The following is a 23,574-nucleotide window of genomic DNA, read 5'->3' as shown; positions in this document are numbered from 1 at the left end:
GGCCGCCGGACCGGTAGAGGCACACCGGCCACCAACGATCGACCGAACTGGAGGAGTTATGGGCTGGGGAACCGACAAGCCGAGCGGTGGCAAGCACGGGGGCAAGAAGGACCCGGGTACGAGCAAGCCGTCGCCGGACGGGTCTCGGCCGGCGCCCGATCCGAAGCACAAGAAGGGTGAAGGCGAGAAGTGACGGAACCCGTGCATCGACCGGAGCAGACCGCCGTTCGCGGCCTGCTCCGGGCCGTCGGCGAGGCGCTTGACAGCCCCGTCCCGCGCGAATGGAAGGAAGCGATCAAAGCGGTCCCCCGCCATCGTTTTCTGCCGGAGCGGATCTGGCTGGAGGACGGCAAGGGAGGCTACGGACCTTGCGACCTCCAAGCCGATTGCGGACGCTGGTTCGAAGCGGCGTACTCGGACGTGCCGATCGTGACGCAGGTCAACGATGGTGAGGAGCCGATTGACGCGGCTGATGCCTGGCCGTCCTCATCGGCGTCGGCGCCCTCGATCGTCGCCAGGATGCTGCGTGACCTCGACGTCCGGCCGGGGATGAATGTGCTGGAGGTGGGCACCGGGACCGGGTGGAACGCGGCGCTCTTGGCGCACCGCCTCGGCGCCGGGCAGGTGGCCTCGGTCGAGATCGACGCCGAGGTTGCCCGTCAGGCGTGGGCCTCGCTCAACGCGGCGGGGCTGAACGTGAGCGTGATCTGCGGGGACGGTGCTCGCGGTTGGCCCCGCCGCCAGCCGTACGACCGGATCGTGTCGACCTGCTCGGTTCGGCGGGTGCCGTGGTCGTGGATCGAGCAGACGAAGCCCGGCGGAATCATCCTCACACCATGGGACAGCCCGATGCTCTGCTGGGGGCTGCTCAAGCTCACCGTCGAACGCGACCGCGCGCAGGGGCGGTTCGGCCCGCACTCCGCGTTCATGCTGATGCGCAACCAGCGGCGGGACCTCCGCATCTTCCGGGATGTCGTGCGCGACGAGCACGTTCCGGAGGAGTCGGGGACGTCGCTGCCACCCTCGCGGATCGCGGGAGACCAGTGGGAGGCCCGGTTCGCACTCGGGCTCAGGCTGGGCGATGTGTGGACCGCCTGGGAGGACGACGAAGAGCGCCTCTGGATCGCGACGACGGACACCCTCTCCTGGGCGGCCGTCGATCGCGATGACGAGCATTACACCGTCTGGCAGTACGGCCCACGTCGCCTCTGGGACGAGGTGGAGACCGTCCACCGGTGGTGGCAGACCCAAGGCAGTCCAGGACCGGAGCGGTTCGGCCTCACCGTCACCTCGGAGGGCCAGTGCGTCTGGCTGGACTCCCCGGACAACCCTGTTCCGCAGCACTGAACGGGCCCGGCCGCACCGCGCGGCCGGGCCCCGGATCCGGTCACGGGTGCTGGAACTGCACTTCCGGGTTCGCGGCCGAGGGGCCGTCCAGCAGGGGCTGGTGGACGCCCTTGAGGGTCCGGTCGAAGAACGCCCCGACGTACTCCCGGGTCAGCTGCATGCCGCGCTGCGGCGAGGTGGTCGTCCCGGGAGGGGACGGCAGGCCGGCCGCGGCGGCCAGGACCGGGACGTCCGTGAAGCTGGAGTGGTTGTCGCCCGCGACGGCCAGCCAGGGCTTGTAGCCGTCCCAGCCCGCCCAGGTCTCGCCCCAGGACTTGTCCTCGCCGCCGACGGCGTGGTCGCTCTGCTTGCCGAGCAGGAGGAACGAGCGTCCCTCCAGCTTGTCGGTCGGAATCGGCGGGTAGAACGTTCCGTCCATGTTCACCCCGGCCAGGATCCGCCGGTCCTCGGCCATCGCGTTCAGCGTGGAAGCCCCGCCGATCGAGTGCCCGGCCATGCCGATGCGGTCGCGGTCGATCAGGTGGGAGAACCGCCAGGCCGGGTGCTGCCCGGTCAGCTGGTCCAGGACGAAGGACACGTCCTTCGCCCGGCTGTCCGGCAGCGAGTCCGGCGCGCCGGTGTCGCACAGCGCGCAGCCCGGGGTGCTGCCGTCGGCGAGGGTCTCGCCGGAGTCCTCGTAGGTGTGGCCGACCAGGGCGACCACGTAGCCGTGGCCGGCCAGGTCGGTCGCCAGGCCGGTCAGCGTGGCGCGGGGGTTCTCGAAGCCGGGCGAGAGCACGACCAGCGGGAACTTCCCGCCGACGGCCTTCGCCCCGGTGTAGGCGTGGGTGTCGACGCCCACGACGTCCTGCGGCCGAAGCCCGGTCCCGGCCGGGACCCTGGTCGCCACGAAGCCCTGCGCCTCGCCGGGGGTCATGTACGGAGCGGGCTTCCCGGTGCCCTGCCGGGCCGGGTAGAACATCGACACCGCCAGCTGCCGCGGCCCGGCCGAGGGCACCCAGGGGTCGGTGCGGCTCTGATCGGTGAGGTGCAGCACCTCCTCGCCGGCCGCGTACCGCCCGGTCGGGGAGGGCAGCTCGGCGTGGAAGGCGGCGGGGGCGCTGGAGACGGCCGCGGCGGCGGCCGGCGCGGGCGAGGGTGAGGCCATGGCGGCCCCGGCCAGCGGAAGGGGCAGGGCGAGTGCGAGGGCGGCGACGGCCGCGACACGACGGATTCGGTTCATGCCCCCGACGGTAGGTCCGGGCCCCGAACCCCCGAATCAGCCCGCCGAATGCCCTCTCCGGCCCCCGTCATCCGCCCGGTTCAGCCCCGTCATCCCTCCGGATGACCCCGGCCATGGCCCACTCAGGCCCGGACCGCCGGGCGTTCGGTGGTGGCGATGGTGGCGGAGCCGATGACCCGGGTGCCGTCGTAGAGGACGACGGCCTGGCCGGGGGCGATGCCGCGGGCGGGGGTGTCGAGGCGGACGTGGAGGGTGCCGTCGACCATGGCGGCGGTGACGGGCACCTCTTCGCCGTGGGCGCGGAGCTGGGCGGTGTAGCGGCCCTCGACCAGCGCCTCGGTGCCGCACCAGCGGGGGCGGATGGCGGTCAGGGCGGTGACGTCCAGGCCCTCGACCGGACCGACGGTGACGGTGTTGTTCACCGGCGAGATGTCGAGGACGTAGCGGGGCTTGCCGTCGGCGGCCGGGCGGCCGATCCGCAGGCCCTTGCGCTGGCCGATGGTGAAGCCGTAGGCGCCGTCGTGCTCGCCGAGCTTGGTGCCGTCGACGTCGAGGATGTCGCCGGTGGCGGTGCCGAGGTGCTGCGCCAGGAAACCCTGGGTGTCGCCGTCGGCGATGAAGCAGATGTCGTGGCTGTCGGGCTTCTTGGCGACGGCCAGGCCGCGGCGCTCGGCCTCCTCGCGGATCTGCTCCTTGGTGGTGTCACCGAGCGGGAAGAGCGAGTGGGCGAGCTGGTCGGAGTCCAACACGCCGAGGACGTAGGACTGGTCCTTGGCGGCGTCCACGGCGCGGTGCAGTTCGCGCTCGCCGGAGGGCAGGTCGACGATGCGGGCGTAGTGGCCGGTGCAGACGGCGTCGAAGCCGAGCGCGATCGCCTTGTCCAGCAGCGCGGCGAACTTGATCTTCTCGTTGCAGCGCAGGCACGGGTTCGGGGTGCGCCCGGCCGCGTACTCGGCGACGAAGTCGTCGATCACGTCCTCGCGGAAGCGCTCGGCGAGGTCCCAGACGTAGAAGGGGATGCCGATCACGTCGGCGGCCCGCCAGGCGTCCCGGGAGTCCTCGATGGTGCAGCAGCCGCGCGCCCCGGTCCGGAAGGACTGCGGGTTGGCGGACAGCGCCAGGTGGACGCCGGTCACCTCGTGGCCGGCTTCGACGGCGCGGGCGGCGGCGACGGCGGAGTCGACTCCGCCGGACATCGCCGCGAGCACGCGCAGACGGCCGGTGGACGGAGTGGTCGGGGCACCCGGGAAGTCAGTCATGATGGCAACAAGGGTACGGGGTGGCCCGGCTGTTCCCGGAAGCCGCGGAAAAGCCGGGGAAAGCAGGGGAAGCCGCCGGGAGCCGGGGAACCCGCCGTCAGCGCCGTACGGACGCCAGTCCCGCGTTGCGCGCCCGCCGCACCGCCGGGCCGATGGCCTCCACCAGCGCCGTGACGTCCGCCCGCACCGAGGTGTGCCCGAGCGAGAACCGCAGCGAGGCGCGGGCCAGCAGCGGGTCGACGCCCATCGCGAGCAGCACGTGGCTGGGCTGCGGCACCCCGGCGGAGCAGGCCGAGCCGGTGGAGCACTCGATGCCCTGGGCGTCCAGCAGCATCAGCAGGGCGTCGCCCTCGCAGCCGGGGAAGGAGAAGTGGGCGTTGGCGGGCAGCCGGCCCTCCTCCGCCGGGTCGCCGTTGAGCACGGCGTCCGGGACGGCGGCCAGCACTCCGGCGACCAGTTCGTCGCGCAGCGCGCCCAGCGTCTCCGCGTGCTCCGCCCGCCGCTCGACGGCGAGCGCCGCGGCGGCCGCGAAGCCGGCGGCGGCGGGGGCGTCCAGCGTGCCGGAGCGGACGTCCCGTTCCTGGCCGCCGCCGTGCAGCAGCGGTACGGGCGTGGCGCCGCGGGAGAGCAGCAGCGCGCCGATGCCGAACGGGCCGCCGATCTTGTGCCCGGTGACGGTGAGCGCGGTGAGCCCCGAGTCGGCGAAGTCCACCGGGACCTGCCCCAGCGCCTGCACCGCGTCGGCGTGCATCGGGATGCCGTACTCGGTTGCCACGGCGGCGAGTTCGCGCACCGGCTGGACGGTGCCGACCTCGTTGTTGGCCCACATCACGGTGACCAGGGCGACGGAGGAGGGGTCGCGCTCGATCGAGGAGCGCAGCGCCTCGGGGTGCACCCGGCCCAACGCGTCCACCGGCAGGTACTCGACCTCGGCGCCCTCGTGCTCGGACAGCCAGTGCACCGCGTCCAGCACCGCGTGGTGCTCGACCGGACTGCACAGCACCCGGGTGCGGGCCGGGTCGGCGTCCCGGCGGGCCCAGTACAGGCCCTTGACCGCCAGGTTGTCGGACTCGGTGCCGCCGCCGGTGAAGACGATCTCGCTGGGGCGGGCGCCCAGCGACTCGGCCAGCGACTCGCGGGCCTCCTCGACCACCCGGCGGGCCCGGCGGCCGGCCGCGTGCAGGGCCGAGGCGTTGCCGACCACCCCCAGGTGCGCCGTCATCGCGGCGATCGCCTCGGGCAGCATCGGCGTGGTCGCCGCATGGTCCAGGTATGGCATAACCCCCCGATTGTAGAGGGAGCCCCGGCGGGACCGATCCAGAGCCTGCACCGATCCGGCCACCCGCCGGACGCCGGCGTCCGGCACTGGTTTGTACCACTGCGCCGGGCAGCGGTTAGCCTGACGAACACTTCTCAAGCCAGTCCAGGGGGGCACCATGTCGCAGTCGGTCGACCGCGCACTGACCCTGCTCGGCTCGCTCGACGACGGGCCGCTCTCGCTGGAGCAGGCCGCGAGCCGCCTCGGGGTGCACAAGTCCACCGCGTTGCGCCTGCTGCGCACGCTGGAGGAGCACGGTTTCGTCCGGCGCCAGCCCGACCTGCGCTACCGGGTCGGCGGCCGGGTGCTGTCGCTGGCGCACCGGGCGCTGGAGGACTTCGACGTCCGGCAGGTGGCCGCGCCCTACCTGGCCGCGCTGAACGCCCGCTGCGGCTACACCGTCCAACTGGCCGTGCTGCAGGACGGCGAGGTGCTCTACCTGGACGAGGTGGCCGGGCCGTCGGCCGCCCGGCCGCCCCGGATCGGCCGGCGCGCCCCGGTGACCGGGACGGCCGTCGGGCGGGTGCTGCTCGCCGGGCTGCCGGCCGACGGCGCCCGCGAGGAGGAGCTGCCGCCCGAGCTGGCGGCGGTGCGCCGCCGGGGCTGGGCGGCCGAGTCGGCCGAGCACCGGGAGCCGGTGACCTGTGTGGCCGCGCCGGTCGCGGGCATCGGCGGGCGGACGGTCGCGGCCTGCGCGCTGAGCGCCCCGGCCGGCCAGGTGCCGCCGGCGGAGCTGGCCCGGATGCTGCCGGAGCTGCTCTGCACGGCCGAGGCGATCTCGCTCGCGTACGGCGGCTCGCCTACTCCTCGCTGGTGCGAGAACCGTTGCGGTGCCAGGCCCGCGGGGCGCGCCAGCCGTACTTCAGGGCCAGCATCCGGAGCCCGAAGGCGGTGAGCGCGGCGGCGGTGCCGGTGGCGCCGGTGAGCCGGTTCGCGCCGATCAGCACGGCCACCAGGGCGGCGCCGACCAGGGCCGGGACGGCGTAGATCTCACGGTCCCAGCGCAGCAGCGAGGGGATCTCCCCGGCCAGGACGTCGCGGATCACCCCGCCGCCGGCCGCGGTCACCATGCCGAGCGCGACGGCGGCGACCGCCCCCAGCCCGTAGTCGTGCGCCTTGGCGGTGCCGGTGACGCAGAACAGGCCGAGGCCGAGGGCGTCCAGGGCCTGCACCGCCCGGTTGATCCGCTCGACCTCGGGGTGCAGGAAGAACACCACCAGCCCGGCGGCCAGCGGGGTGAGGAAGTAGCCGAGGTTGGTGAAGGCGGCCACCGGGGTCGCGCCGATCACCAGGTCGCGCATCACCCCGCCGCCGAGCGCCGTGACCTCGGCCAGGACGCAGATCCCGAAGATGTCCATGTTCTTGCGGACGGCGAGCAGCGCTCCGGAGAGCGCGAAGACGAAGATGCCGACGAGGTCCAGCGACTGCTGCACGTCGGAGGGGAAGATCTGCGAGGTCACCACACAACTATGACCTGCGCGGAACCTCCCCCTCCGCCCACCGTCCGCTCAGCCCTTGTTCTCCGGGTTCTCCAGGTTCTCCGGACTGTGCCTGACCGTTCCCCTCGCCCCGCTCGGAGCTGCGCCTGACCGTTCCCCTCGCTCCGCTCGGGACTGTGCCTGACCGTTCCCCTCGCTCCGCTCGGGACTGTGCCTGACCGTTCCCCTCGCTCCGCTCGGGACTGTGCCTAACCGTTCCCCTCGCTCCGCTCGGGGAAGTGACAAGCCACCTGGTGCCCGGTCTTCAGCGCCGCCAGCGGCGGCTCCTGCGAGGCGCAGACGTCCTGCGCCTTCCAGCACCTGGTCCGGAACCGGCAACCGCTGGGCGGGTTGATCGGCGAGGGCACGTCGCCCTTGAGCAGGATCCGCTCGCGCCCGCCCTGCTGGCGCCGGCGCGGGTCGGGCACCGGGACGGCCGACATCAGGGCGTTGGTGTACGGGTGCATCGGGCTGCGGTAGAGCGAGTCGCGGTCGGCGATCTCGACGATCTTGCCGAGGTACATCACCGCCACCCGGTCGGAGACGTGCCGGACCACCGAGAGGTCGTGCGCGATGATCAGGTAGGTCAGGCCCAGCTCCTGCTGGAGGTCGTCCAGCAGGTTGACCACCTGCGCCTGGATCGACACGTCCAGGGCCGAGACCGGCTCGTCCGCGATGATCATCTTCGGCTTGAGCGCGAGCGCCCGGGCGATGCCGATGCGCTGGCGCTGGCCGCCGGAGAACTCGTGCGGGTAGCGGTTGTAGTGCTCGGGGCTGAGCCCGCACAGCTCCAGCAGGTCCTGGACGGCCTTCTTGACGCCGCCCTCCGGCTGGACGCCCTGGAGCTTGAACGGCGCGCTGACGATGGTGCCGACGGTGTGCCGGGGGTTCAGCGAGGAGTACGGGTCCTGGAAGATCATCTGGATGTCGCGGCGCAGCGGCCGCAGCGCGCCGGCCCCCAGGTGGCTGATGTCGGTGCCCTCGAACTCGATCGTCCCGCCGGTGGGTTCGTCGAGCCGGGTGACCAGCCGCCCCATCGTGGACTTGCCGCAGCCGGACTCGCCGACGACACCGAGCGTCTCGCCGGCGTTGACGGTGAAGTCGATGCCGTCGACGGCCCGCACCGCGCCGGTCTGGCGCCGCAGCAGTCCGCCGCGGATCGGGAAGTGCCGGGTGAGGCCGGTCACCTTCAGCAGCGGCTCGCGGTCGGGGGCGGGCGCCGGCGAAGGGATCGTGGCCCCCTGAGTGTCCGTCATCGGTTCTCTCCAGAAAGGTGGTACGAGGCCGGGCTCACAGCCTGGGCGCGATCTCTTCGGCGAAGATGCGGTGCCGTTCGCCGGCCGGCAGGTGGCAGGCCGCCACGTGCCCGGGCGCGGCCTCGGTCAGCACCGGGACCTCGCTCGCGGAGCGCCCGCCGGTGAGGGCGGCGTACGGGCAGCGCGGGTGGAAGGCGCAGCCGGACGGCACGTTGATCAGGCTGGGCGGGGTGCCCTTGACCGGCACGAGCCGTTCCTGCAGTTCCCGGTCCAGGCGCGGCATCGAGCCCAACAGGCCCCAGGTGTAGGGGTGTTCGGGCGCGTCGAAGAGGCTCTCGGCCGGACCGCGCTCGATGCACTTGCCGCCGTACATGACCAGGATGTCGTCGGCGAGCTCGGCGACCACCCCGAGGTCGTGGGTGATGATGATGACGGCGGAGCCGAACTCCTGCTGGAGGTCGCGGATGAGGTCCAGGATCTGCGCCTGGACGGTGACGTCCAGGGCGGTGGTGGGCTCGTCGGCGATCAGCAGCGAGGGGTCGTTGACCAGGGCCATGGCGATCATCGCGCGCTGGCGCATGCCGCCGGAGAACTGGTGCGGGTAGTCGTCCAGCCGGCGGTCGGGCTGCGGGATGCCGACCCGGTCGAGCATCTCGATCGCGCGGGTCCTGGCCTGCTTCTTGGTGGCCTGCGGGTGGTGCACCCGGTACGCCTCGACGATCTGCGCGCCGACGGTGTAGTAGGGGTGCATCGCGGTCAACGGGTCCTGGAAGATCATCGCCAGTTCGCGGCCGCGCAGTTGGCGCACCCGGTCCGGTCCGGCCGCGATCAGGTCCTCGCCGTCCAGCCGGATCTCGCCGCTGATCCGGGCCCGCTTGGAGCGGTGCAGGCCCATGATGCCGAGTGAGGTGACGGACTTGCCGGAGCCGGACTCGCCGACGATGCCCAGGGTGCGGCCCTTGTGCAGGTCGAAGCTGACCCCGTCCACCGAGCGGACCAGGCCGTCGTCGGTGTCGAAGTGGATCCGCAGGTCGCGGACGGACAGGAAGGGGTCACCCAGAGGAGCGGGAGCCGCGTCCGCCGGGGTCTTCTGGAGGTCGGTCACGAGAGCCTCACGCGGGGGTCGACGAGCGCGTACAGGAGGTCGACCACGAGGTTGCAGACGACGATGAAGAAGGCGGCGAGCAGGGTGACGCCGAGGATCTTGGGCAGGTCGTTGTCGGAGATCGCCTGGACGGCGAACTGGCCGATGCCCTTGAGCGAGAAGACCTGCTCGGTGATCAGCGCACCGCCGAGCAGCAGGCCGAGGTCCATGCCGAAGATGGTGACGATCGGGGTGAGCGCGGAGCGCAGCCCGTGCTTGACCACCACCTTGCGCTCGACCAGGCCCTTGGCCCGGGCGGTGCGGATGTAGTCCTCGCTCATCGTCTCCAGCATCCCGGCGCGGGTGAGCCGGGCGTAGAGCGCGGAGTAGAGGAAGGCCAGCGAGATCCACGGGAGGATCAGGTTGCGGGCCCACATCAGCGGGTCGGCGGTGAAGTCGACGTACTCCAGGTTGTCCAGGATCGGCCACTCGTAGCTGAACACGGTCAGCAGCAGGGCGCCGGTGAAGAAGACCGGCAGCGAGACGCCGGCCAGGGCGATGCCCATGGACAGCCGGTCGAAGATCGACCGCGGCTTGAGGGCGGAGATCACGCCGGTGGTGACGCCGGAGACCAGCCAGAGCACGGCCGCGCCGATGGCGAGCGAGATGGTGACCGGGATCCGGCTGGTCATCTCCGGCCAGACCTCCAGGTGGTTCTTGAAGGAGTAGCCGAAGCAGGGCACGTGGCAGGTGGCCGGTTCCGGGCCGAACTTGTACTCGGCGCCGCTGACCAGCGCCTTCAGGAAGTTCCAGTACTGGGTGTACAGCGGCTGGTCGAAGCCGAGGTTCTGCTTGACCGCCTGGATCGCCTCGGGCGAGGGGTTCTTCCCGATGTACTGCGCGGCCAGCTGGTCGGTGGTCTCGCCGGCGATGCGCGGGAGCAGGAAGAAGATCGCGAAGGTGACCGCGCTGACGACGACCAGCAGCGCCGCGGCCGCGAGGATCCTGCGGATGATGTAGGCAAACACAGTTGGGCGGCTCCGGCGGCCCGCCGCCGTCCGGGATCTGCCGGACGGCGGCGGGCGCCGCTGCCTTCACCTGCCTTCAGGGATGCGGAGCCAGGCTCTTTACTTGGTGGTGCCGATGTTCAGGTAGTCGTACTCACCCGAGAAGGCCGGGGTGGAGGCGATGTTGGTCGCGCTGTCCGGGCGGTACAGGAAGACCTTGAAGTCGGTCAGCGGGACGTACACCGCGGACTCCATGACCTTCTTGTCGATGTCGCCGTAGAGCTTCTCGCGGCCGGCCCGGTCCGGGTTGACCGCGGCGTCGTCGATCATCTTGTTGACGGCCGGGTCGTTCAGCTGGGCCAGGTTGCTGTTGCCGGAGGCCTTGATCGCGCGGCCGTCGACGATCTGCTGCAGGAAGCCGTAGCCGGTCGGCCAGTCGGCGCCCCACTGCATCATCATCAGACCGATGTTGTGGTCCTCGGTGTACTGCGGGGCACCGGCCGAGTCGGTCAGGTACTTGCCCTGCGGGAACTGCTGGATCTCGGCGTCGATGCCGATGTTCTTCAGCTGCGCCTGGATCGCGGTGGCCGCGGCGACCTCGGTCGCGCGCTCGGTGCGGGCGGACAGCACGGTCTTGAAGCCGCCGTCCTTGCCGCAGGCCTTCAGGGCGTCCTTGGCCTTGGCCTGGTCGCCCTTGTTGCCCGGGGTCTCGTACAGGTTGAAGTCCTGGTGGCCCGGGATGTCCGGCGGGAGCACGGTGCTGGCCACCTGGCCGCGGATCGGGCCGCCGAGCGCGGTCTGCACCGCGACCTTGTCGATCGCGAACTGGACGGCCTTGCGGCAGTCGATGTTGTCGAACGGCGCGACCTTGCTGTTGATCGCCATGTAGACCAGGCGGCCGCCGTAGGCGTTGTCGGTCTTGGCCTTGAGCTTCGGGTCGCGCAGGATCTGCGCCTGGGTCTGCGGGTCGACGCCGCCGCCCACCAGGTCGACCTGGGCGTTGCCGGCCAGCAGGTCCTTGTCGATGGTGGCCTGGTCGATGTTCATCTTGAGCACGATCTTGTCCGCGAGCTGCTTGCGGATCGGGTCGGTGCTCGGGTCCCAGTTGGGGTTCGGGACCAGCACGGCCCCCTTGCCGTCGTCGTAGGACTCGAACTTGTAGCTGCCCGAGGCCGCGATGTGCTTCACGTAGTCGGCACCGGTGTCCTTGGCCTGCGGCACCGGCACGGTCTGCGGGGCGCTGACCAGGTAGTCGAAGTCGGCGAAGGGGTGCTGCAGGTGGAAGATGATCGTGGTGTCGTCCGGCGTCTCGATCGACTTGAGGTCGCCGGTCTTGTCCTTGTACGGGCCCTGGTACTTGTCCGGGTTGTCGACCAGGTTGTCGTGGAAGTACGTCGGGCCGTTGGAGTTCACCTCGGGCGCGTAGTTCGAGCGCTCCACGGCGTACTTGACGTCCTTGGAGGTGATCGCGGTGCCGTCGTCGTACTTGAGGCCCTTGCGCAGCTTGTACGTCCAGGTCAGGCCGTCCGGGCTGACCTGGCCCAGCGACTCGGCGAGGTCCGGGACCAGCTTGTTGCCGTCGGCGCCGGCCGCCGGGTTGAAGGTGGTCAGCGGACGGCCGTACAGGCGCGAGAAGTTGTAGATGTACGCGTAGTACGTGTTGCCCGGGTCGAGGGAGTCCGGGGTGCCCTTCATCTCGTAGGTGACCGTCCCGCCCTTCTTGTCCGAGGCGTTGACGATCTGCTTGGTGGCCGCGTCGGCGCCGCCGCCGCTGCTGTCGTTGGAGCCGGCCGAGGAGGAACTGCCACCGCTGCTCTTGGAGCTGGAGGAGCAGCCGGTGACGACCAGGACCGCGGCGGCAGCCACGGCGGTCAGCACGGCGGTACGGGACCTACGCATGGGTGAGATCAACCCCTTGAGGATGTGGAGGAGGGAGGGCCTGACGATCGGGTCAGTTGCTCTCGGGTCAGTTGCTCTTGGGATCGAGGGCGTCACGCAGCCCGTCGCCGAGCAGGTTGAACGCGAGCACGGTGATGAAGATCGCGACACCGGGGACCACCATGTACTGGGGGTCCACCTGGTAGTAGTTCTTCGCGTCGGCCAGCATGCCGCCCCAGGAGGACTGCGGGGGCTGGATGCCGACGCCGAGGAAGCTCAGCCCGGCCTCGAAGAGGATGTTGGTCGGGATCAGCAGGGTCGAGTAGACCAGGATCGGGCCGACCAGGTTGGGCAGCAGCTCCTTGAACAGGATGAAGGGGCCGCGGGCACCGAGGCTGCGGGCCGCGTGCACGAACTCCCGCTCGCGCAGCGAGAGGGTCTGTCCGCGCACGATCCGGCCCATGTAGGGCCAGTTGAAGAAGCCGATCACGAAGATCAGCACCAGGATGTGCAGCGGGAGGCCGTGCAGGCCGAACGCGCCGCCCTGGAGCGAGGCCGAGATCGCGATGGCGAACAGCAGCAGCGGGAACGCCAGGAAGACGTCCATCAGCCGGCTGATCAGGGTGTCCACCCAGCCGCCGTAGTAGCCGGCCATCACGCCGAGCACGGTGCCGATGGTGTTGGACAGCAGGGTCGCGCCGAAGGCGACCAGCAGGGAGACCCAGGAGCCGTCGACCACGCGGGCGAGCAGGTCACGGCCCTGCAGGGGGTCGACGCCGAGCAGGTGGTCCCCGCTCATCCCTCCCCAGTCCCCGAGCGGGAGTCCGCCGAGGTTGGCGTCCAGCAGGTCCGGGTTGGGCTGGTCGGGGTCGAGCCCGAACAGCGACTCCAACGGCCCGGACAGGACGGCCAGGAGGATCAGCAGGATCACCACGATGCCGCCGGCGACAGCGGCCTTGTCCCGCTTGAAGCGGGTCCAGGCGATCCGACCGAGGGAGCGGCCCTCGATCGTCTTGGCCGGGCTCGGGGAGGCGGGTGCCTCGGGTTCGTTCCCGGCGGTAGTGATGGGTGCGGTCATGGTCAGTTGGTCCCCTCGCCGACGGTGGCCGGCCCACGGGTGCCGGGCGCCGGTTCGGCGGTACGGCTGCGGACGTGCGGAGGTGCTAGGAGCAGGTGGTCGCGGCAGTGCGTCGTGCACGGGCACTGCCTCCATGCGGGATGGGCGTCGCATGGATCGAGCGGTCGGCTTGCGCGTTCACCTTCGTGGGGTTCCCAGTACGCGCGTTGCGTTGCGCAGAACTCTCTGCCATCCGAACTGGCTTGCGCCAGCCCTGACAACCGACAGATGCCCAACTGTGATCTGCCCGCATGCACCTTCCCGGTCTTCGGCATATACCTCTTCACACGGGTGCGCGAGCCATGTCAAGATGCGTCATCGGCGACGGCGGATGATTCGTCCGGAAAGCACCGAAGCCGACCTGATTGCTAATCAAGTCGGCTTTGTGTCGGAGATTTTGGCAACCGGTTCGGCAACCGATCGGCAACCGGTTTCGGCGATCAGCGGCCCGGGTAGCCGGGCCACTGTCGCTGGGGCTGGTGACCCCAGCCCGGCGCGGACTGTTGGGCGCCGTGCGCCCACCCCGGGGTCGGCTGCCCCGGCATCGACTGCCCCGGGTACGGCGGCGGCACCGGCGGGTACGGGCCGGTCGGCGGCCGGCCCGCCTCCCGGTCGAAGAACGGCCGGGCGTTCGCGCGCATCCACAGCGCCACCGGGTCGTACTCGTCCGCCATCGCCACCGTGGACACCGCGAGCCCCTCCGGGGCCACCGCGATCGCCCGCTGCATCAGCGCCCGCACCGCCTCCACGGCCGGCGGCGAACTCTCGTACAGGTCCAGGCCGATCGCCAGGTACGGCTCCCCCACGGCCGGCTGCACCCAGGCCCGGCGCAGCGCCCGCACCGCGCGCACCTCGCCGGCCTGGCGCTCCAGCAGCGCGAAGAACTGTTGGGCGTTCACCTGCGGCTCGCTCAGCTTCAACGGCCCGGCCGGCAGCCGGTCCAGTCCCGCGGCGACCCGCCGCAGGTCCGCCCACGGCACCCCCACCCCGCCGCCCGGCGCGTGCGGGTTGAGCCACAGGCCCCAGCGGGTGCGGTACAGCGAGGCGGCGATCTCGCGCCCGGAGACGACCTCGTGGGCCCGCGCCCAGCCGGAGGCCGTCAGCTGCTCGGGCGAGGTGACGGCGGGCGCGTAACCGTGGCCGCTGATCTCCATGTTCCCGTACTGAGCGTCCGGGCTGCCCGGCGTGCCGTGCCAGAGCAGCATCCAGACCCGGCCCTCGGCCAGCGCGTGCAGCAGCCGCTCGTACGCGTCGTAGCGCTCCGGCGCGACCTCGCGCAGAGCCTGCTCCAACACGCCCGGATCCGCTGCCGGGTGCCCGGCCGGTGCCTGGCCCCAGGGCCCCGGCACCCCGCCCGCTCCCGTTCCCGCACTCATGCGCCCACCTCGCCGCGCCTCTTTCCTGAACCCGCCGGCCCGTCAGCCGCCTGCACGCACCCTATGGCGCCGCACCGGCCGCCGCCACGGCGACGTGCCTGTGAACGATCCCCGCTCACACCCGCGAGTAGAAGGGCATGACCCGGGTCAGCAGCCACTCGACCACCGGGTCGTCGGCGAGGTCGAGCAGCACGAGGTGGACGCCCCCCGGCAGCGGCGCGGTTCCCAGCGCCCGCCCGAGCGCCTCGTTCACCGCGCCCGGGTCGGCCGGGGCCGCCGGATCCAGCTGGACCCCCACGAACATCACCGTCGGCTCGCCCTCGATGCTGGCCAGTGCCCGGCGCGCGGTCAACACTCCGGGCAGGGCCGACAGTTCGGCCCGGCACGCGGCCAGGAAGTACTCCGGGTCCTCGCCCGGCACCGGCTCGCGCAGCGCCACCCGGCCGCCGGTCGGCCCCTCCGGGGCGTTCTCGGCGTGCTCCCAGCGGTCCCCGCGCGGGCCGCGGCGCAGCTCGGCCACCCCCTGCGGCGGCACCGGGATGCCCACCGCCGCCTCGGGGTTGACCGCGATGCCCACGCCCAGCGGCAGCCCGCGGGCGAACTCCCAGGCCGGCGCGACCGCGAAGGCCATCCCCGGCGCCTGCTGCAGGAACACCTCCTGGGAGGAGAACACCGGCACGTACGGTGCCCCGGCCAGCTCGATGGTCGGCAGGTCCAGCCCCTGCCCGGTCGGGTCGCCCCCGGCCGGCAGCGGGATCCACACCTGGCTGCGGGCCAGCACCTCGACCACCCGCGGGGTCGCCCCCGGGTCGCCCAGCGCGGCCGTCAGCACCTGCTCCAGCTCGTTCGCCGGCCACGCGCCGCCCGACGGCGCCGCCTCCGGCCCGCCCCACCCCTGCTGCTGCTCCACCGGGTACTCCATGCGCCGCCGATCCGGCCTGCCGCCGGGTCGGCCGCCCACTGCTGCGCCGACGCGCAAGAGTTTAGGGCCCGTGTTCGCCTTGGCGTCGTGTGACCGGGTCCCCTCTCCCCTCCTCCGCGAGGACGTGCCATGATGTGCGCGTCCGACGGCATGCGCCGCGGGCCCCCACAACTCCACACCGGCCGCTCGAACCCGCGCGGGAGAGCCCGGAGTGCCCCTCATCGGGGCACGGCCGGCGCCGAAGGAGCAAGTCCTCCCCGGAATCTCTCAGGCCCCCCTACCGCGCGGGTTAGGCACATCTGGAAAGCGGCGTACGGCCCCGCCGTACGCCCACCCACGGTGCAAGCCGCCGCCCTGTCCCCGATGCTGGAACCAGCCGATGCTGGCACCGGCTGAGGGCAGGCGGGCGGTGAAGCTCTCAGGTTCGACGACAGATGGGGAGACCCACGCCGCCGCATGCCCGCGCGCGGGGTCGGTCCCGAGCGGGTCCGGTCCGGCGCGCGCCCCTGAGTGCCCCGACCGAGGAGTTCCTGGCCATGTCGTCCCTCCGCCTGACCGCGCTCGACGCGCTGCACCGCGCCCTCGGCGCGACCATGACCGACTTCGCCGGCTGGGACATGCCGCTGCGCTACGGCAGCGAGCGCGAGGAGCACCTCGCCGTCCGCACCAAGGCCGGCCTGTTCGACCTCTCGCACATGGGCGAGATCACCGTCACCGGCCCGCAGGCCGGCGAGATGCTGGACCACGCGCTGGTCGGCTTCGTCTCCGCGCTCGGCGAGCTGCGCGCCCGCTACACCATGATCTGCGCCGAGGACGGCGGCATCCTGGACGACCTGATCGTCTACCGCCTGCGCGCGGACGCCTTCCTGGTCGTCGCCAACGCCTCCAACGCCCAGCTGGTGCTGGACGAGCTGATCGCCCGCGCCAAGGGCTTCGACGCCGTCGTCACCGACGACCGCGACACCTACGCGCTGATCGCCGTCCAGGGCCCGGAGGCCACCGCCATCCTGGCGGAGACCACCGACGCCGACCTGCCCGGCCTGAAGTACTACGCGATCCTCCCGGCCCAGGTGGCCGGCAAGGAGGTGCTGCTGGCCCGCACCGGCTACACCGGCGAGGACGGCTTCGAGATCTTCTGCCGGCCGGTCGACGCCGAGCCGGTCTGGCAGGCGCTGACCGCCGCCGGCGAGGGCCGCGGCCTGGTCCCGTGCGGCCTGTCCTGCCGCGACACGCTGCGCCTGGAGGCGGGCATGCCGCTGTACGGGCACGAGCTGTCCACCGACCTGACCCCGTTCGACGCCGGCCTGGGCCGGGTCGTCCGCTTCGACAAGACCACCAACGAGGGCGCGTTCGTCGGCCGCAAGGCGCTGGAGCAGGCCGCCGCCGCGGCCGAGTCCAACCCGCCGAAGGTGCTGGTCGGCCTGGTCTCCGAGGGCAAGCGGGTCCCGCGCGCCGAGTACACCGTGGTCTCCGCCGACGGCGCCCCGATCGGCCGGATCACCTCGGGCGCGCCGTCCCCGACCCTGGGCAAGCCGATCGCGATGGCCTACGTCGACGCGGCCCACGCCGCCCCCGGCACCGCCGTCGCGGTGGACGTGCGCGGCAAGCACGAGCCGGTCGAGGTCGTGGCGCTGCCGTTCTACAAGCGCGCCCGCTGAGGCCCCTGCCGACCCCGGTTTTCCCATAGGCGCACGTCGGAGCCGTCCGCGCGGCGGCCCGCTGCGTCGTACCCGCTTCCCATCCTGGAGAATGACGCCATGAGCAACCCCCAGCACCTGCAGTACACCAAGGAGCACGAGTGGCTGACGGCCGCCGAGGACGGTGTCTCGACGGTCGGCATCACCAAGCACGCCGCCGACGCCCTCGGTGACATCGTCTATGTGCAGCTCCCCGAGGTCGGCGACGCCGTGACCGCCGGAGAGACCTGTGGCGAGCTGGAGTCGACCAAGTCGGTCAGCGACCTGTACTCCCCGGTGACCGGCGAGGTCACCGAGGTCAACCAGGACGTCCTGGACGACAACAGCCTGGTCAACAGCGCCCCGTTCGAGGGCGGCTGGCTGTTCAAGGTCCGCGTGGAGGCCACCGACACGCTGCTCAGCGCCGCCGAGTACGACGCGCTCACCCACGCCGAGGGCTGAGCCCCCGCCGGGACGGGCCGCAGCACGGCGGTCCGTCCCGCCCCCACCGTCCCTCCGCTCTCCTCCCCGGGAAGACCACACCATGACGGTTCTCAACCAGTCCCTGCACGCCCTCGACCCGGAGATCGCCGCCGCGGTCGACGCCGAGCTGCACCGCCAGCAGACCACGCTGGAGATGATCGCCTCCGAGAACTTCGCCCCGGTGGCGGTCATGGAGGCCCAGGGTTCGGTGCTCACCAACAAGTACGCCGAGGGTTACCCCGGCCGCCGCTACTACGGCGGTTGCGAGCACGTCGACGTGGTCGAGCAGATCGCGATCGACCGGATCAAGGCCCTGTTCGGCGCCGAACACGCCAACGTCCAGCCGCACTCGGGCGCCCAGGCCAACGCCGCCGCGATGTTCGCGCTGATCCAGCCGGGCGACACCATCCTGGGCCTGAGCCTGGCCCACGGCGGTCACCTGACCCACGGCATGAAGATCAACTTCTCCGGCAAGCTCTACAACGTGGCCGCGTACCACGTCGACGAGAAGACCGGCCAGGTCGACATGGCCGAGGTCGAGCGCCTGGCCAAGGAGCACCAGCCGAAGCTGATCATCGCTGGCTGGTCCGCCTACCCGCGCCAGCTCGACTTCGCCGCGTTCCGCCGGGTCGCCGACGAGGTCGGCGCGCTGCTCATGGTCGACATGGCGCACTTCGCGGGCCTGGTCGCCGCAGGCCTGCACCCGAACCCGGTGCCGTACGCGGACGTGGTCACCACCACCACCCACAAGACCCTGGGCGGCCCGCGCGGCGGCGTCATCCTGTCCAAGGCCGAGTACGCCAAGAAGATCAACTCCGCGGTCTTCCCCGGCCAGCAGGGCGGTCCGCTGGAGCACGTCATCGCGGGCAAGGCCGTCGCCTTCAAGGTCGCCGCCTCCGAGGAGTTCAAGGAGCGCCAGCAGCGCACCCTGGACGGCGCCAAGATCCTCGCCGAGCGCCTGCTGCAGGCCGACGTCGCCGAGGCCGGCGCGTCCGTGCTGTCCGGCGGCACCGACGTCCACCTGGTCCTGGTCGACCTGCGCAACAGCCAGCTCGACGGCCAGCAGGCCGAGGACCGGCTGCACGAGGTCGGCATCACCGTCAACCGCAACGCCGTCCCGAACGACCCCCGCCCGCCGATGGTCACCTCGGGCCTGCGGATCGGCACCCCGGCGCTGGCCACCCGCGGCTTCCAGGCCGAGGACTTCCGCGAGGTCGCCGACGTCATCGCCGAGGCGCTCAAGCCCGCCTTCGACGAGACCGTCGCCGCCGCGCTGAAGGCCCGGGTCACCGCCCTGGCCGAGAAGTACCCGCTCTACCCCAACCTCTGATCGCCTGATCCTCCGACCGTCTGATCTCTCGATCGCCTGATCGCCGGAGGAGGGTGACCGGCCTCACGGCGGCCGGCCACCTGCCGTTTCCGGGGCACCGCGCACACTGGACAGTACGCGCGCGGTGCCCCGTCCCATGTACCCGCTTTGTCCTTCCACGAGACCCAGACAAGGACGTCCCCGTGGCCATCAGCGTCTTCGACCTCTTCTCCATCGGCATCGGCCCGTCGAGCTCCCACACCGTCGGCCCGATGCGCGCCGCCCGGATGTTCGCCCGCCGCCTGCGCTCCGAAGGCCTGCTGGACCGGGTGACCGGGGTGCGCGCCGAGCTGTACGGCTCGCTGGGCGCCACCGGCCACGGCCACGGCACCCCGAAGGCCGTCCTGCTCGGCCTGGAGGGCAACTCGCCCCGCACCGTCGACGTCGACCAGGCGGACAAGGACGTCGAGCGGATCACCGCCGAGAAGCGCCTCAACCTGCTCGGCGAGCACCCGATCGACTTCGACACCGACGACCAGCTCGTCCTGCACCGGCGCCGCTCGCTGCCGTACCACGCCAACGGGATGACCCTGTGGGCGTACGCGGCGGACGGCTCGACGCTGCTGGAGAAGACCTACTACTCGGTCGGCGGCGGCTTCGTCGTGGACGAGGACGCGATCGGCGCGGACCGGGTCAAGCCCGACGACACCGTGCTGAAGTACCCCTTCCGCACCGGCGACGAACTGCTGCGGCTCAGCCGGGAGACCGGGCTGTCGATCTCCGGCCTGATGCTGGAGAACGAGAAGGCCTGGCGCAGCGAGGAGGAGATCCGCACCGGGCTGCTGGAGATCTGGTCCGTGATGCAGGAGTGCGTGCGGGCCGGCATGAGCCGCGAGGGCATCCTGCCGGGCGGGCTGAAGGTCCGCCGCCGGGCCGCCGCGGGCGCCCGGGCGCTGCGCGCCGAGGGGATCGGGCCGGCCAACGCGATGGAGTGGGTCACCCTCTACGCGATGGCGGTCAACGAGGAGAACGCCTCCGGGCGCCGGGTGGTCACCGCCCCGACCAACGGTGCGGCCGGGATCATCCCCGCCACCCTGCACTACTACCTGAACTTCATCCCGGGCGCCGACGACGACGGCATCGTCCGCTTCCTGCTCGCGGCCGGCGCCATCGGCATGCTCTTCAAGGAGAACGCCTCCATCTCCGGCGCCGAGGTCGGCTGCCAGGGTGAGGTCGGCTCCGCCTGCTCGATGGCCGCGGGCGGCCTCGCCGAGGTCCTCGGCGGCACCCCCGAGCAGGTCGAGAACGCCGCCGAGATCGGCATCGAGCACAACCTCGGCCTCACCTGCGACCCGGTCGGCGGCCTGGTCCAGATCCCCTGCATCGAGCGCAACGGCATGGCGTCGGTCAAGGCCGTCACCGCGGCCCGGATGGCGCTGCGCGGCGACGGGCGCCACCACGTCTCGCTGGACAAGGCGATCAAGACGATGAAGGAGACCGGGGCCGACATGAAGATCAAGTACAAGGAGACCTCGCGCGGCGGCCTCGCCGTGAACGTCATCGAGTGCTGATCACCGTGCCCTGATCAGCGTGTGCTGCTCAGGACCCGTGACGAGTGGCCCCCGGGCGGAACCCCGTACCGTCCGGGGGCCACTCGGGTCTCTTGGCGCTCCCCGGGCACTCCCCGGCCGCCCTCTGGTCGTGGCGGGGCCGGCGGCGCGATAATCGCGGCGGGTCGGTCCACGCCGGAGGGGAGACGGATGTCGTTCCAGCCGCCGGAGCCGCACCGACCGCCGCCACCCTTGGCAGCGCCGCCCTTGGCACCGCCGCCGCCCTTGGCACCGCCGCTGGTCGGGCCGCCGCGGCGCCGGTGGGTGCGGGTGCTGATCGCCGCCGGCACCGGGGTGCTGGCCGGGGTGCTCGCGGGCGGTGGCTGGTACCTGCTGGACCGTCCCGACGACGTCGACCGGCCGGCCGCCGCGGCCACGCCGCCGTTCCCCGCCGGGGGCGCCCGCACCGTCGCCCCGGGGCCCACCTCCGGCCTCGGTCCGACCGACTCGACCGACCCGGCCCCGCCCGCCCAGCCCGCCGCGCCGACCGGCCCCGTCGGGCCGCACCTGACGCCGGTGCCGGACCCGGCCGGGTTCACCCTCCTCGTCCCCGACGGCTGGCAACGGCGCGTCGACGGCGCCTCGGTGTTCTACGACTCCCCCGACCACCGCAGTCTGATCCAGGTGTTCGTGATGGACGGCAGCCCCCCGTACCAGCAGGCCGTGGAAACCGACGACGACCTGGCCCGCAACCCGGCCCGGTTCCCCGGCTACCACCGGATCCGGCTGGAGCGGACCGCGGGCGGCAGCGCCGAGCTGGAGTACGCCTACGAGCTGGCCGGCTCCGGTGTCCGCCGGGCTGTCGAACACGTGCTGGTCGGGCCTGACGGCACCGCCTGGTCCGTCCTGGTGGCGGGCCCGGAGGACGGCTGGCCCACCCCGCTGCGCGAGCTGCTGCAGTCGGAGGTCGCCTCCTTCTGCTTCGCCGGCCGGTGCCCGTGAGGCCTCAGGGCCGTGAGGCCGTCTGCAGCTCCGGGCTCGGCTCCGGACTCGGGCCCGGGTTCAGGCCCGGCTTCGGGCCCGGGTCCGGCCGGGCCAGGCAGGCCACCGCCGTGGCCACCGCCGCCAGGGCGACGCCGCCCGCCACCGTGCCGTGCAGCCCGCTGGTGACCGCCGTGCCGACGGCGTCCCGGACGGCCTGCGGCAGCCCGGTCAGCGCGGCCGGGGTGAGCCCTCCGCCGCCGGTCAGGTGGGCGGCCGCGGCCGGGCTCAGCCGGGCCTCCAGGTCGGCGGTCAGCCGCGCGGTGTAGACCGCGCCGAGAGCGGCCATGCCGAGCGAGCCGCCGATGCTGCGCAGCAGGGTCACCACGCCCATCGCCGCGCCCATGGACTCCCGCGGCACCGCGCCCATCGAGGTCAGCATGGTGCTCTGCATCAGCAGTCCGATGCCGACCCCGGCGACCGCCGTGAGCCCGGAGGCCAGTGCCACCGGGGTGTCCGTGCCCAGGAGCAGCAGGAGCGCGGCCCCGGCCAGGGCGAGTGCCCCGCCCAGCAGCGGGTAGCGCCGTTCGCCGCCGGGCCGGTTCATCAGCCGGGCGGTGACCAGCTGGGTGCCCATCATGCCGAGCATCAGCGGCAGCAGGAGCAGTCCGCCGGTGGTCGGTGACGCGCCCTGGACGAACTGCAGGTACTGCGGCAGGTAGCCGATCAGGGCGAGCATGACGGCACCGGTGAGGAAGCCCAGCACCTGGGCCACCGTGAAGTTGCGGTTGCGGAACAGGGCGGGCGGGATCAGCGGCCCGGGGGCGCGCAGTTCGGCGCGGGCGAAGCCGACCAGCGCGACCGCCGCGACCGCGACCGTCCCGAGGATCACCGGCGAGGCCCAGGGGTACGTCGTCCCGCCCCAGCTGCTGACCAGGGTGAGCCCGACGATGCCGGTGGTCAGCAGGGCGACCCCGGCCCAGTCGAAGGGGGCGCGGACCCGTTCGGCCTTCGGCAGCCGCACCGCGGCGCCGACCGCGAGCACGGCGAACACCCCGATCGGCAGGTTGACGTAGAAGGCCCAGCGCCAGCTGAGCCGGTCGGTGAGGAAGCCGCCGAGCAGCGGCCCGCCGACGAAGGCGATCGGCATCAGCACCCCGATCACCGACTGCACCCGGCCCCGGTCGGAGGCGGGCACCAGCACCCCGATGACCGACAGCGCGCCGACCATCAGCCCGCCCGCGCCGACCCCCTGGAGGGCCCGGAAGGCGATCAACTGGCCCATGTCCTGCGAGAGTCCGGACAGCACCGAGCCGATCAGGAAGACCGCCACCGCCCACTGGTAGGCACCCTTGCGCCCGTACAGGTCGCCGAGCCGGCCCCACAGCGGGGTGGCGGCGGCCGAGGTCAACAGGTAGGCGGTGACCGCCCAGGAGAGGTGCTCCAACCCGCCGAGGTCGCCGACGATGGTCGGCAGCGCGGTGCCGATGATCTGCCCGTCGAGGGCCGACAGGAAGATGCCGAGCATCAGCCCGATCACGCCGAGCAGCGGCGGCTTGGGGCGTTCGTCCGCCGGTTCCGTGGTCATGGCCGTGTCCCCCTTCTCCGGGTTCAGGCGGCGAACGGACGGGCCTGCCGGGCGTCCCGCAACGCCCGTGCCCACCAGTCCAGTTGGTCGAGCATGGTCTTGGCGGCGGCGTCCGCGGCCGGGTCCTTCGCCTTGCCGTCGGCGTCGAAGCACTGGGCGGCGCCGTGGAAGCTGACCGTGTTGCGGATCGTCACGCTGTTCAACTCGGCCATCACCACGCGCAGCTGCTCGACGGCCCGGAGGCCACCGGAGAGTCCGCCGTACGAGACGAAGGCGATCGGCTTGCCGTGCCACTGCTGGTTGTGCCAGTCGATGGCGTTCTTCAGCGCGGCCGGGAAGCTGTGGTTGTACTCGGGCGTGACGAACACGAAGGCATCGGCTGCGGCCAGCCGGGGCGACACGGCCTCCAGCAACTCGACGTCGCCGGGCGGAAGTTCACCACCCCAGGAGGGCATGACGGTGGGCAGCGGGGTGGCGGCCAGGTCGACCAGGTCGGCGGTCATGTCCTCGCGGACGTCGAGGTGGCCGAGCAGCCAGTCGGCGACGACCGGGCCGAAACGACCGGCCCGGGTGCTGCCGAGGACGACCGCGACCTTCAGGTTCTGCTCCGTGGACATGGGGATCCCCTCCAAGACGTTGTGTACGCCGTATCGGCGATGGATACAACGTACACACTGGCGCGTACGTCGTCCACTCCCCAGATACGCCGTACACGCGGGTGGT

Annotated in this window: 20 protein-coding genes and 1 riboswitch; of the genes, 7 read left to right on the top strand and 13 right to left on the bottom strand. The window is 72.2% G+C overall.

Going from position 1 to position 23,574, the window contains the following annotated elements; translation table 11 throughout:
- Positions 1 to 189: 189 nt before the first annotated feature.
- Entirely contained in the window at positions 190 to 1,347 is a 1,158-nt protein-coding gene (locus tag ACZ7BZ_RS17900) for a methyltransferase domain-containing protein (RefSeq protein ID WP_470359126.1), read from the top strand.
- 40 nt (positions 1,348 to 1,387) lie between these two features.
- On the opposite strand, the gene ACZ7BZ_RS17895 is transcribed toward ACZ7BZ_RS17900, so the two are convergent.
- From ACZ7BZ_RS17895 to ACZ7BZ_RS17885, 3 genes are all read right to left on the bottom strand, one after another.
- Positions 1,388 to 2,569 (bottom strand): alpha/beta hydrolase family protein, encoded by a 1,182-nt coding sequence (locus tag ACZ7BZ_RS17895; protein WP_470359125.1) that lies wholly within the window; start codon positions 2,567 to 2,569, stop codon positions 1,388 to 1,390.
- Between the two features lie 122 nt (positions 2,570 to 2,691).
- Complete coding sequence (mnmA, locus tag ACZ7BZ_RS17890; protein WP_470359124.1) at positions 2,692 to 3,828, bottom strand: tRNA 2-thiouridine(34) synthase MnmA; 1,137 nt, start codon at positions 3,826 to 3,828, stop codon at positions 2,692 to 2,694.
- 97 nt (positions 3,829 to 3,925) lie between these two features.
- Positions 3,926 to 5,107, bottom strand: a complete 1,182-nt coding sequence (locus tag ACZ7BZ_RS17885; RefSeq protein ID WP_470359123.1) for a cysteine desulfurase family protein — start codon at positions 5,105 to 5,107, stop codon at positions 3,926 to 3,928.
- Between the two features lie 157 nt (positions 5,108 to 5,264).
- Between ACZ7BZ_RS17885 and ACZ7BZ_RS17880 the strand changes: the two genes are divergently transcribed.
- Complete coding sequence (locus ACZ7BZ_RS17880) at positions 5,265 to 6,041, top strand: IclR family transcriptional regulator (RefSeq protein WP_470359122.1); 777 nt, start codon at positions 5,265 to 5,267, stop codon at positions 6,039 to 6,041.
- Here the strand turns inward: ACZ7BZ_RS17880 and ACZ7BZ_RS17875 are convergent.
- The 8 genes from ACZ7BZ_RS17875 to ACZ7BZ_RS17840 form a co-directional block, all read right to left on the bottom strand.
- Positions 5,947 to 6,606, bottom strand: coding sequence for a trimeric intracellular cation channel family protein (locus ACZ7BZ_RS17875; RefSeq protein ID WP_380460550.1), 660 nt, complete (start codon positions 6,604 to 6,606; stop codon positions 5,947 to 5,949). The genes ACZ7BZ_RS17880 and ACZ7BZ_RS17875 overlap by 95 nt on opposite strands.
- A 227-nt stretch (positions 6,607 to 6,833) precedes the next feature.
- Complete coding sequence (locus ACZ7BZ_RS17870) at positions 6,834 to 7,880, bottom strand: ABC transporter ATP-binding protein (RefSeq protein ID WP_470359121.1); 1,047 nt, start codon at positions 7,878 to 7,880, stop codon at positions 6,834 to 6,836.
- 34 nt (positions 7,881 to 7,914) lie between these two features.
- The gene (locus tag ACZ7BZ_RS17865; RefSeq protein ID WP_470359120.1) at positions 7,915 to 8,985 is read right to left on the bottom strand and encodes an ABC transporter ATP-binding protein; all 1,071 of its coding nucleotides are present in this window, start codon (positions 8,983 to 8,985) and stop codon (positions 7,915 to 7,917) included.
- The gene (locus ACZ7BZ_RS17860) at positions 8,982 to 9,992 is read right to left on the bottom strand and encodes an ABC transporter permease (RefSeq protein ID WP_470359119.1); all 1,011 of its coding nucleotides are present in this window, start codon (positions 9,990 to 9,992) and stop codon (positions 8,982 to 8,984) included. The genes ACZ7BZ_RS17865 and ACZ7BZ_RS17860 overlap by 4 nt, the downstream gene beginning before the upstream one ends.
- Before the next feature lie 99 nt (positions 9,993 to 10,091).
- Positions 10,092 to 11,870, bottom strand: coding sequence for an ABC transporter substrate-binding protein (locus ACZ7BZ_RS17855; protein WP_470359118.1), 1,779 nt, complete (start codon positions 11,868 to 11,870; stop codon positions 10,092 to 10,094).
- A gap of 67 nt (positions 11,871 to 11,937) precedes the next feature.
- On the bottom strand, positions 11,938 to 12,927 hold the full coding sequence (locus tag ACZ7BZ_RS17850; protein WP_470359117.1) for an ABC transporter permease: 990 nt from the start codon (positions 12,925 to 12,927) through the stop codon (positions 11,938 to 11,940).
- Between the two features lie 479 nt (positions 12,928 to 13,406).
- Positions 13,407 to 14,342 (bottom strand): enhanced serine sensitivity protein SseB C-terminal domain-containing protein, encoded by a 936-nt coding sequence (locus ACZ7BZ_RS17845; protein ID WP_470359116.1) that lies wholly within the window; start codon positions 14,340 to 14,342, stop codon positions 13,407 to 13,409.
- A gap of 115 nt (positions 14,343 to 14,457) precedes the next feature.
- A complete protein-coding gene (locus tag ACZ7BZ_RS17840; RefSeq protein WP_470359115.1) occupies positions 14,458 to 15,264 on the bottom strand; it encodes an enhanced serine sensitivity protein SseB C-terminal domain-containing protein in 807 nt (268 codons plus the stop codon).
- A 187-nt stretch (positions 15,265 to 15,451) separates the two neighbouring features.
- A riboswitch (glycine riboswitch) is annotated at positions 15,452 to 15,557 on the top strand.
- A gap of 243 nt (positions 15,558 to 15,800) precedes the next feature.
- On the opposite strand from ACZ7BZ_RS17840, the gene gcvT reads away from it, so the two are divergent.
- The 5 genes from gcvT (at position 15,801) to ACZ7BZ_RS17815 (ending at position 21,284) form a co-directional block, all read left to right on the top strand.
- A complete protein-coding gene (gene gcvT / locus ACZ7BZ_RS17835) occupies positions 15,801 to 16,922 on the top strand; it encodes a glycine cleavage system aminomethyltransferase GcvT (RefSeq protein WP_380459172.1) in 1,122 nt (373 codons plus the stop codon).
- Positions 16,923 to 17,021: 99 nt separating this feature from the next.
- Entirely contained in the window at positions 17,022 to 17,402 is a 381-nt protein-coding gene (gene gcvH, locus ACZ7BZ_RS17830; protein ID WP_380459175.1) for a glycine cleavage system protein GcvH, read from the top strand.
- 82 nt (positions 17,403 to 17,484) lie between these two features.
- A complete protein-coding gene (gene glyA / locus ACZ7BZ_RS17825; protein ID WP_470359114.1) occupies positions 17,485 to 18,753 on the top strand; it encodes a serine hydroxymethyltransferase in 1,269 nt (422 codons plus the stop codon).
- 182 nt (positions 18,754 to 18,935) lie between these two features.
- Positions 18,936 to 20,303: an L-serine ammonia-lyase gene (locus ACZ7BZ_RS17820; protein WP_470359113.1), complete on the top strand. Its 1,368-nt coding sequence runs from the start codon at positions 18,936 to 18,938 to the stop codon at positions 20,301 to 20,303.
- Positions 20,304 to 20,612: 309 nt separating this feature from the next.
- The gene (locus ACZ7BZ_RS17815) at positions 20,613 to 21,284 is read left to right on the top strand and encodes a hypothetical protein (protein ID WP_470359112.1); all 672 of its coding nucleotides are present in this window, start codon (positions 20,613 to 20,615) and stop codon (positions 21,282 to 21,284) included.
- Between the two features lie 4 nt (positions 21,285 to 21,288).
- On the opposite strand, the gene ACZ7BZ_RS17810 is transcribed toward ACZ7BZ_RS17815, so the two are convergent.
- Both ACZ7BZ_RS17810 and ACZ7BZ_RS17805 read right to left on the bottom strand, forming a co-directional pair.
- Entirely contained in the window at positions 21,289 to 22,851 is a 1,563-nt protein-coding gene (locus tag ACZ7BZ_RS17810) for an MDR family MFS transporter (protein WP_470359111.1), read from the bottom strand.
- Positions 22,852 to 22,874: 23 nt separating this feature from the next.
- Entirely contained in the window at positions 22,875 to 23,468 is a 594-nt protein-coding gene (locus tag ACZ7BZ_RS17805; RefSeq protein WP_470359110.1) for an NADPH-dependent FMN reductase, read from the bottom strand.
- Positions 23,469 to 23,574 lie beyond the last annotated feature (106 nt).

This window comes from Kitasatospora sp. NPDC036934 (assembly GCF_055608425.1).
Note: the sequence above shows the minus strand (reverse complement) of the source record. Positions and strands in the feature narration are given on the sequence as shown.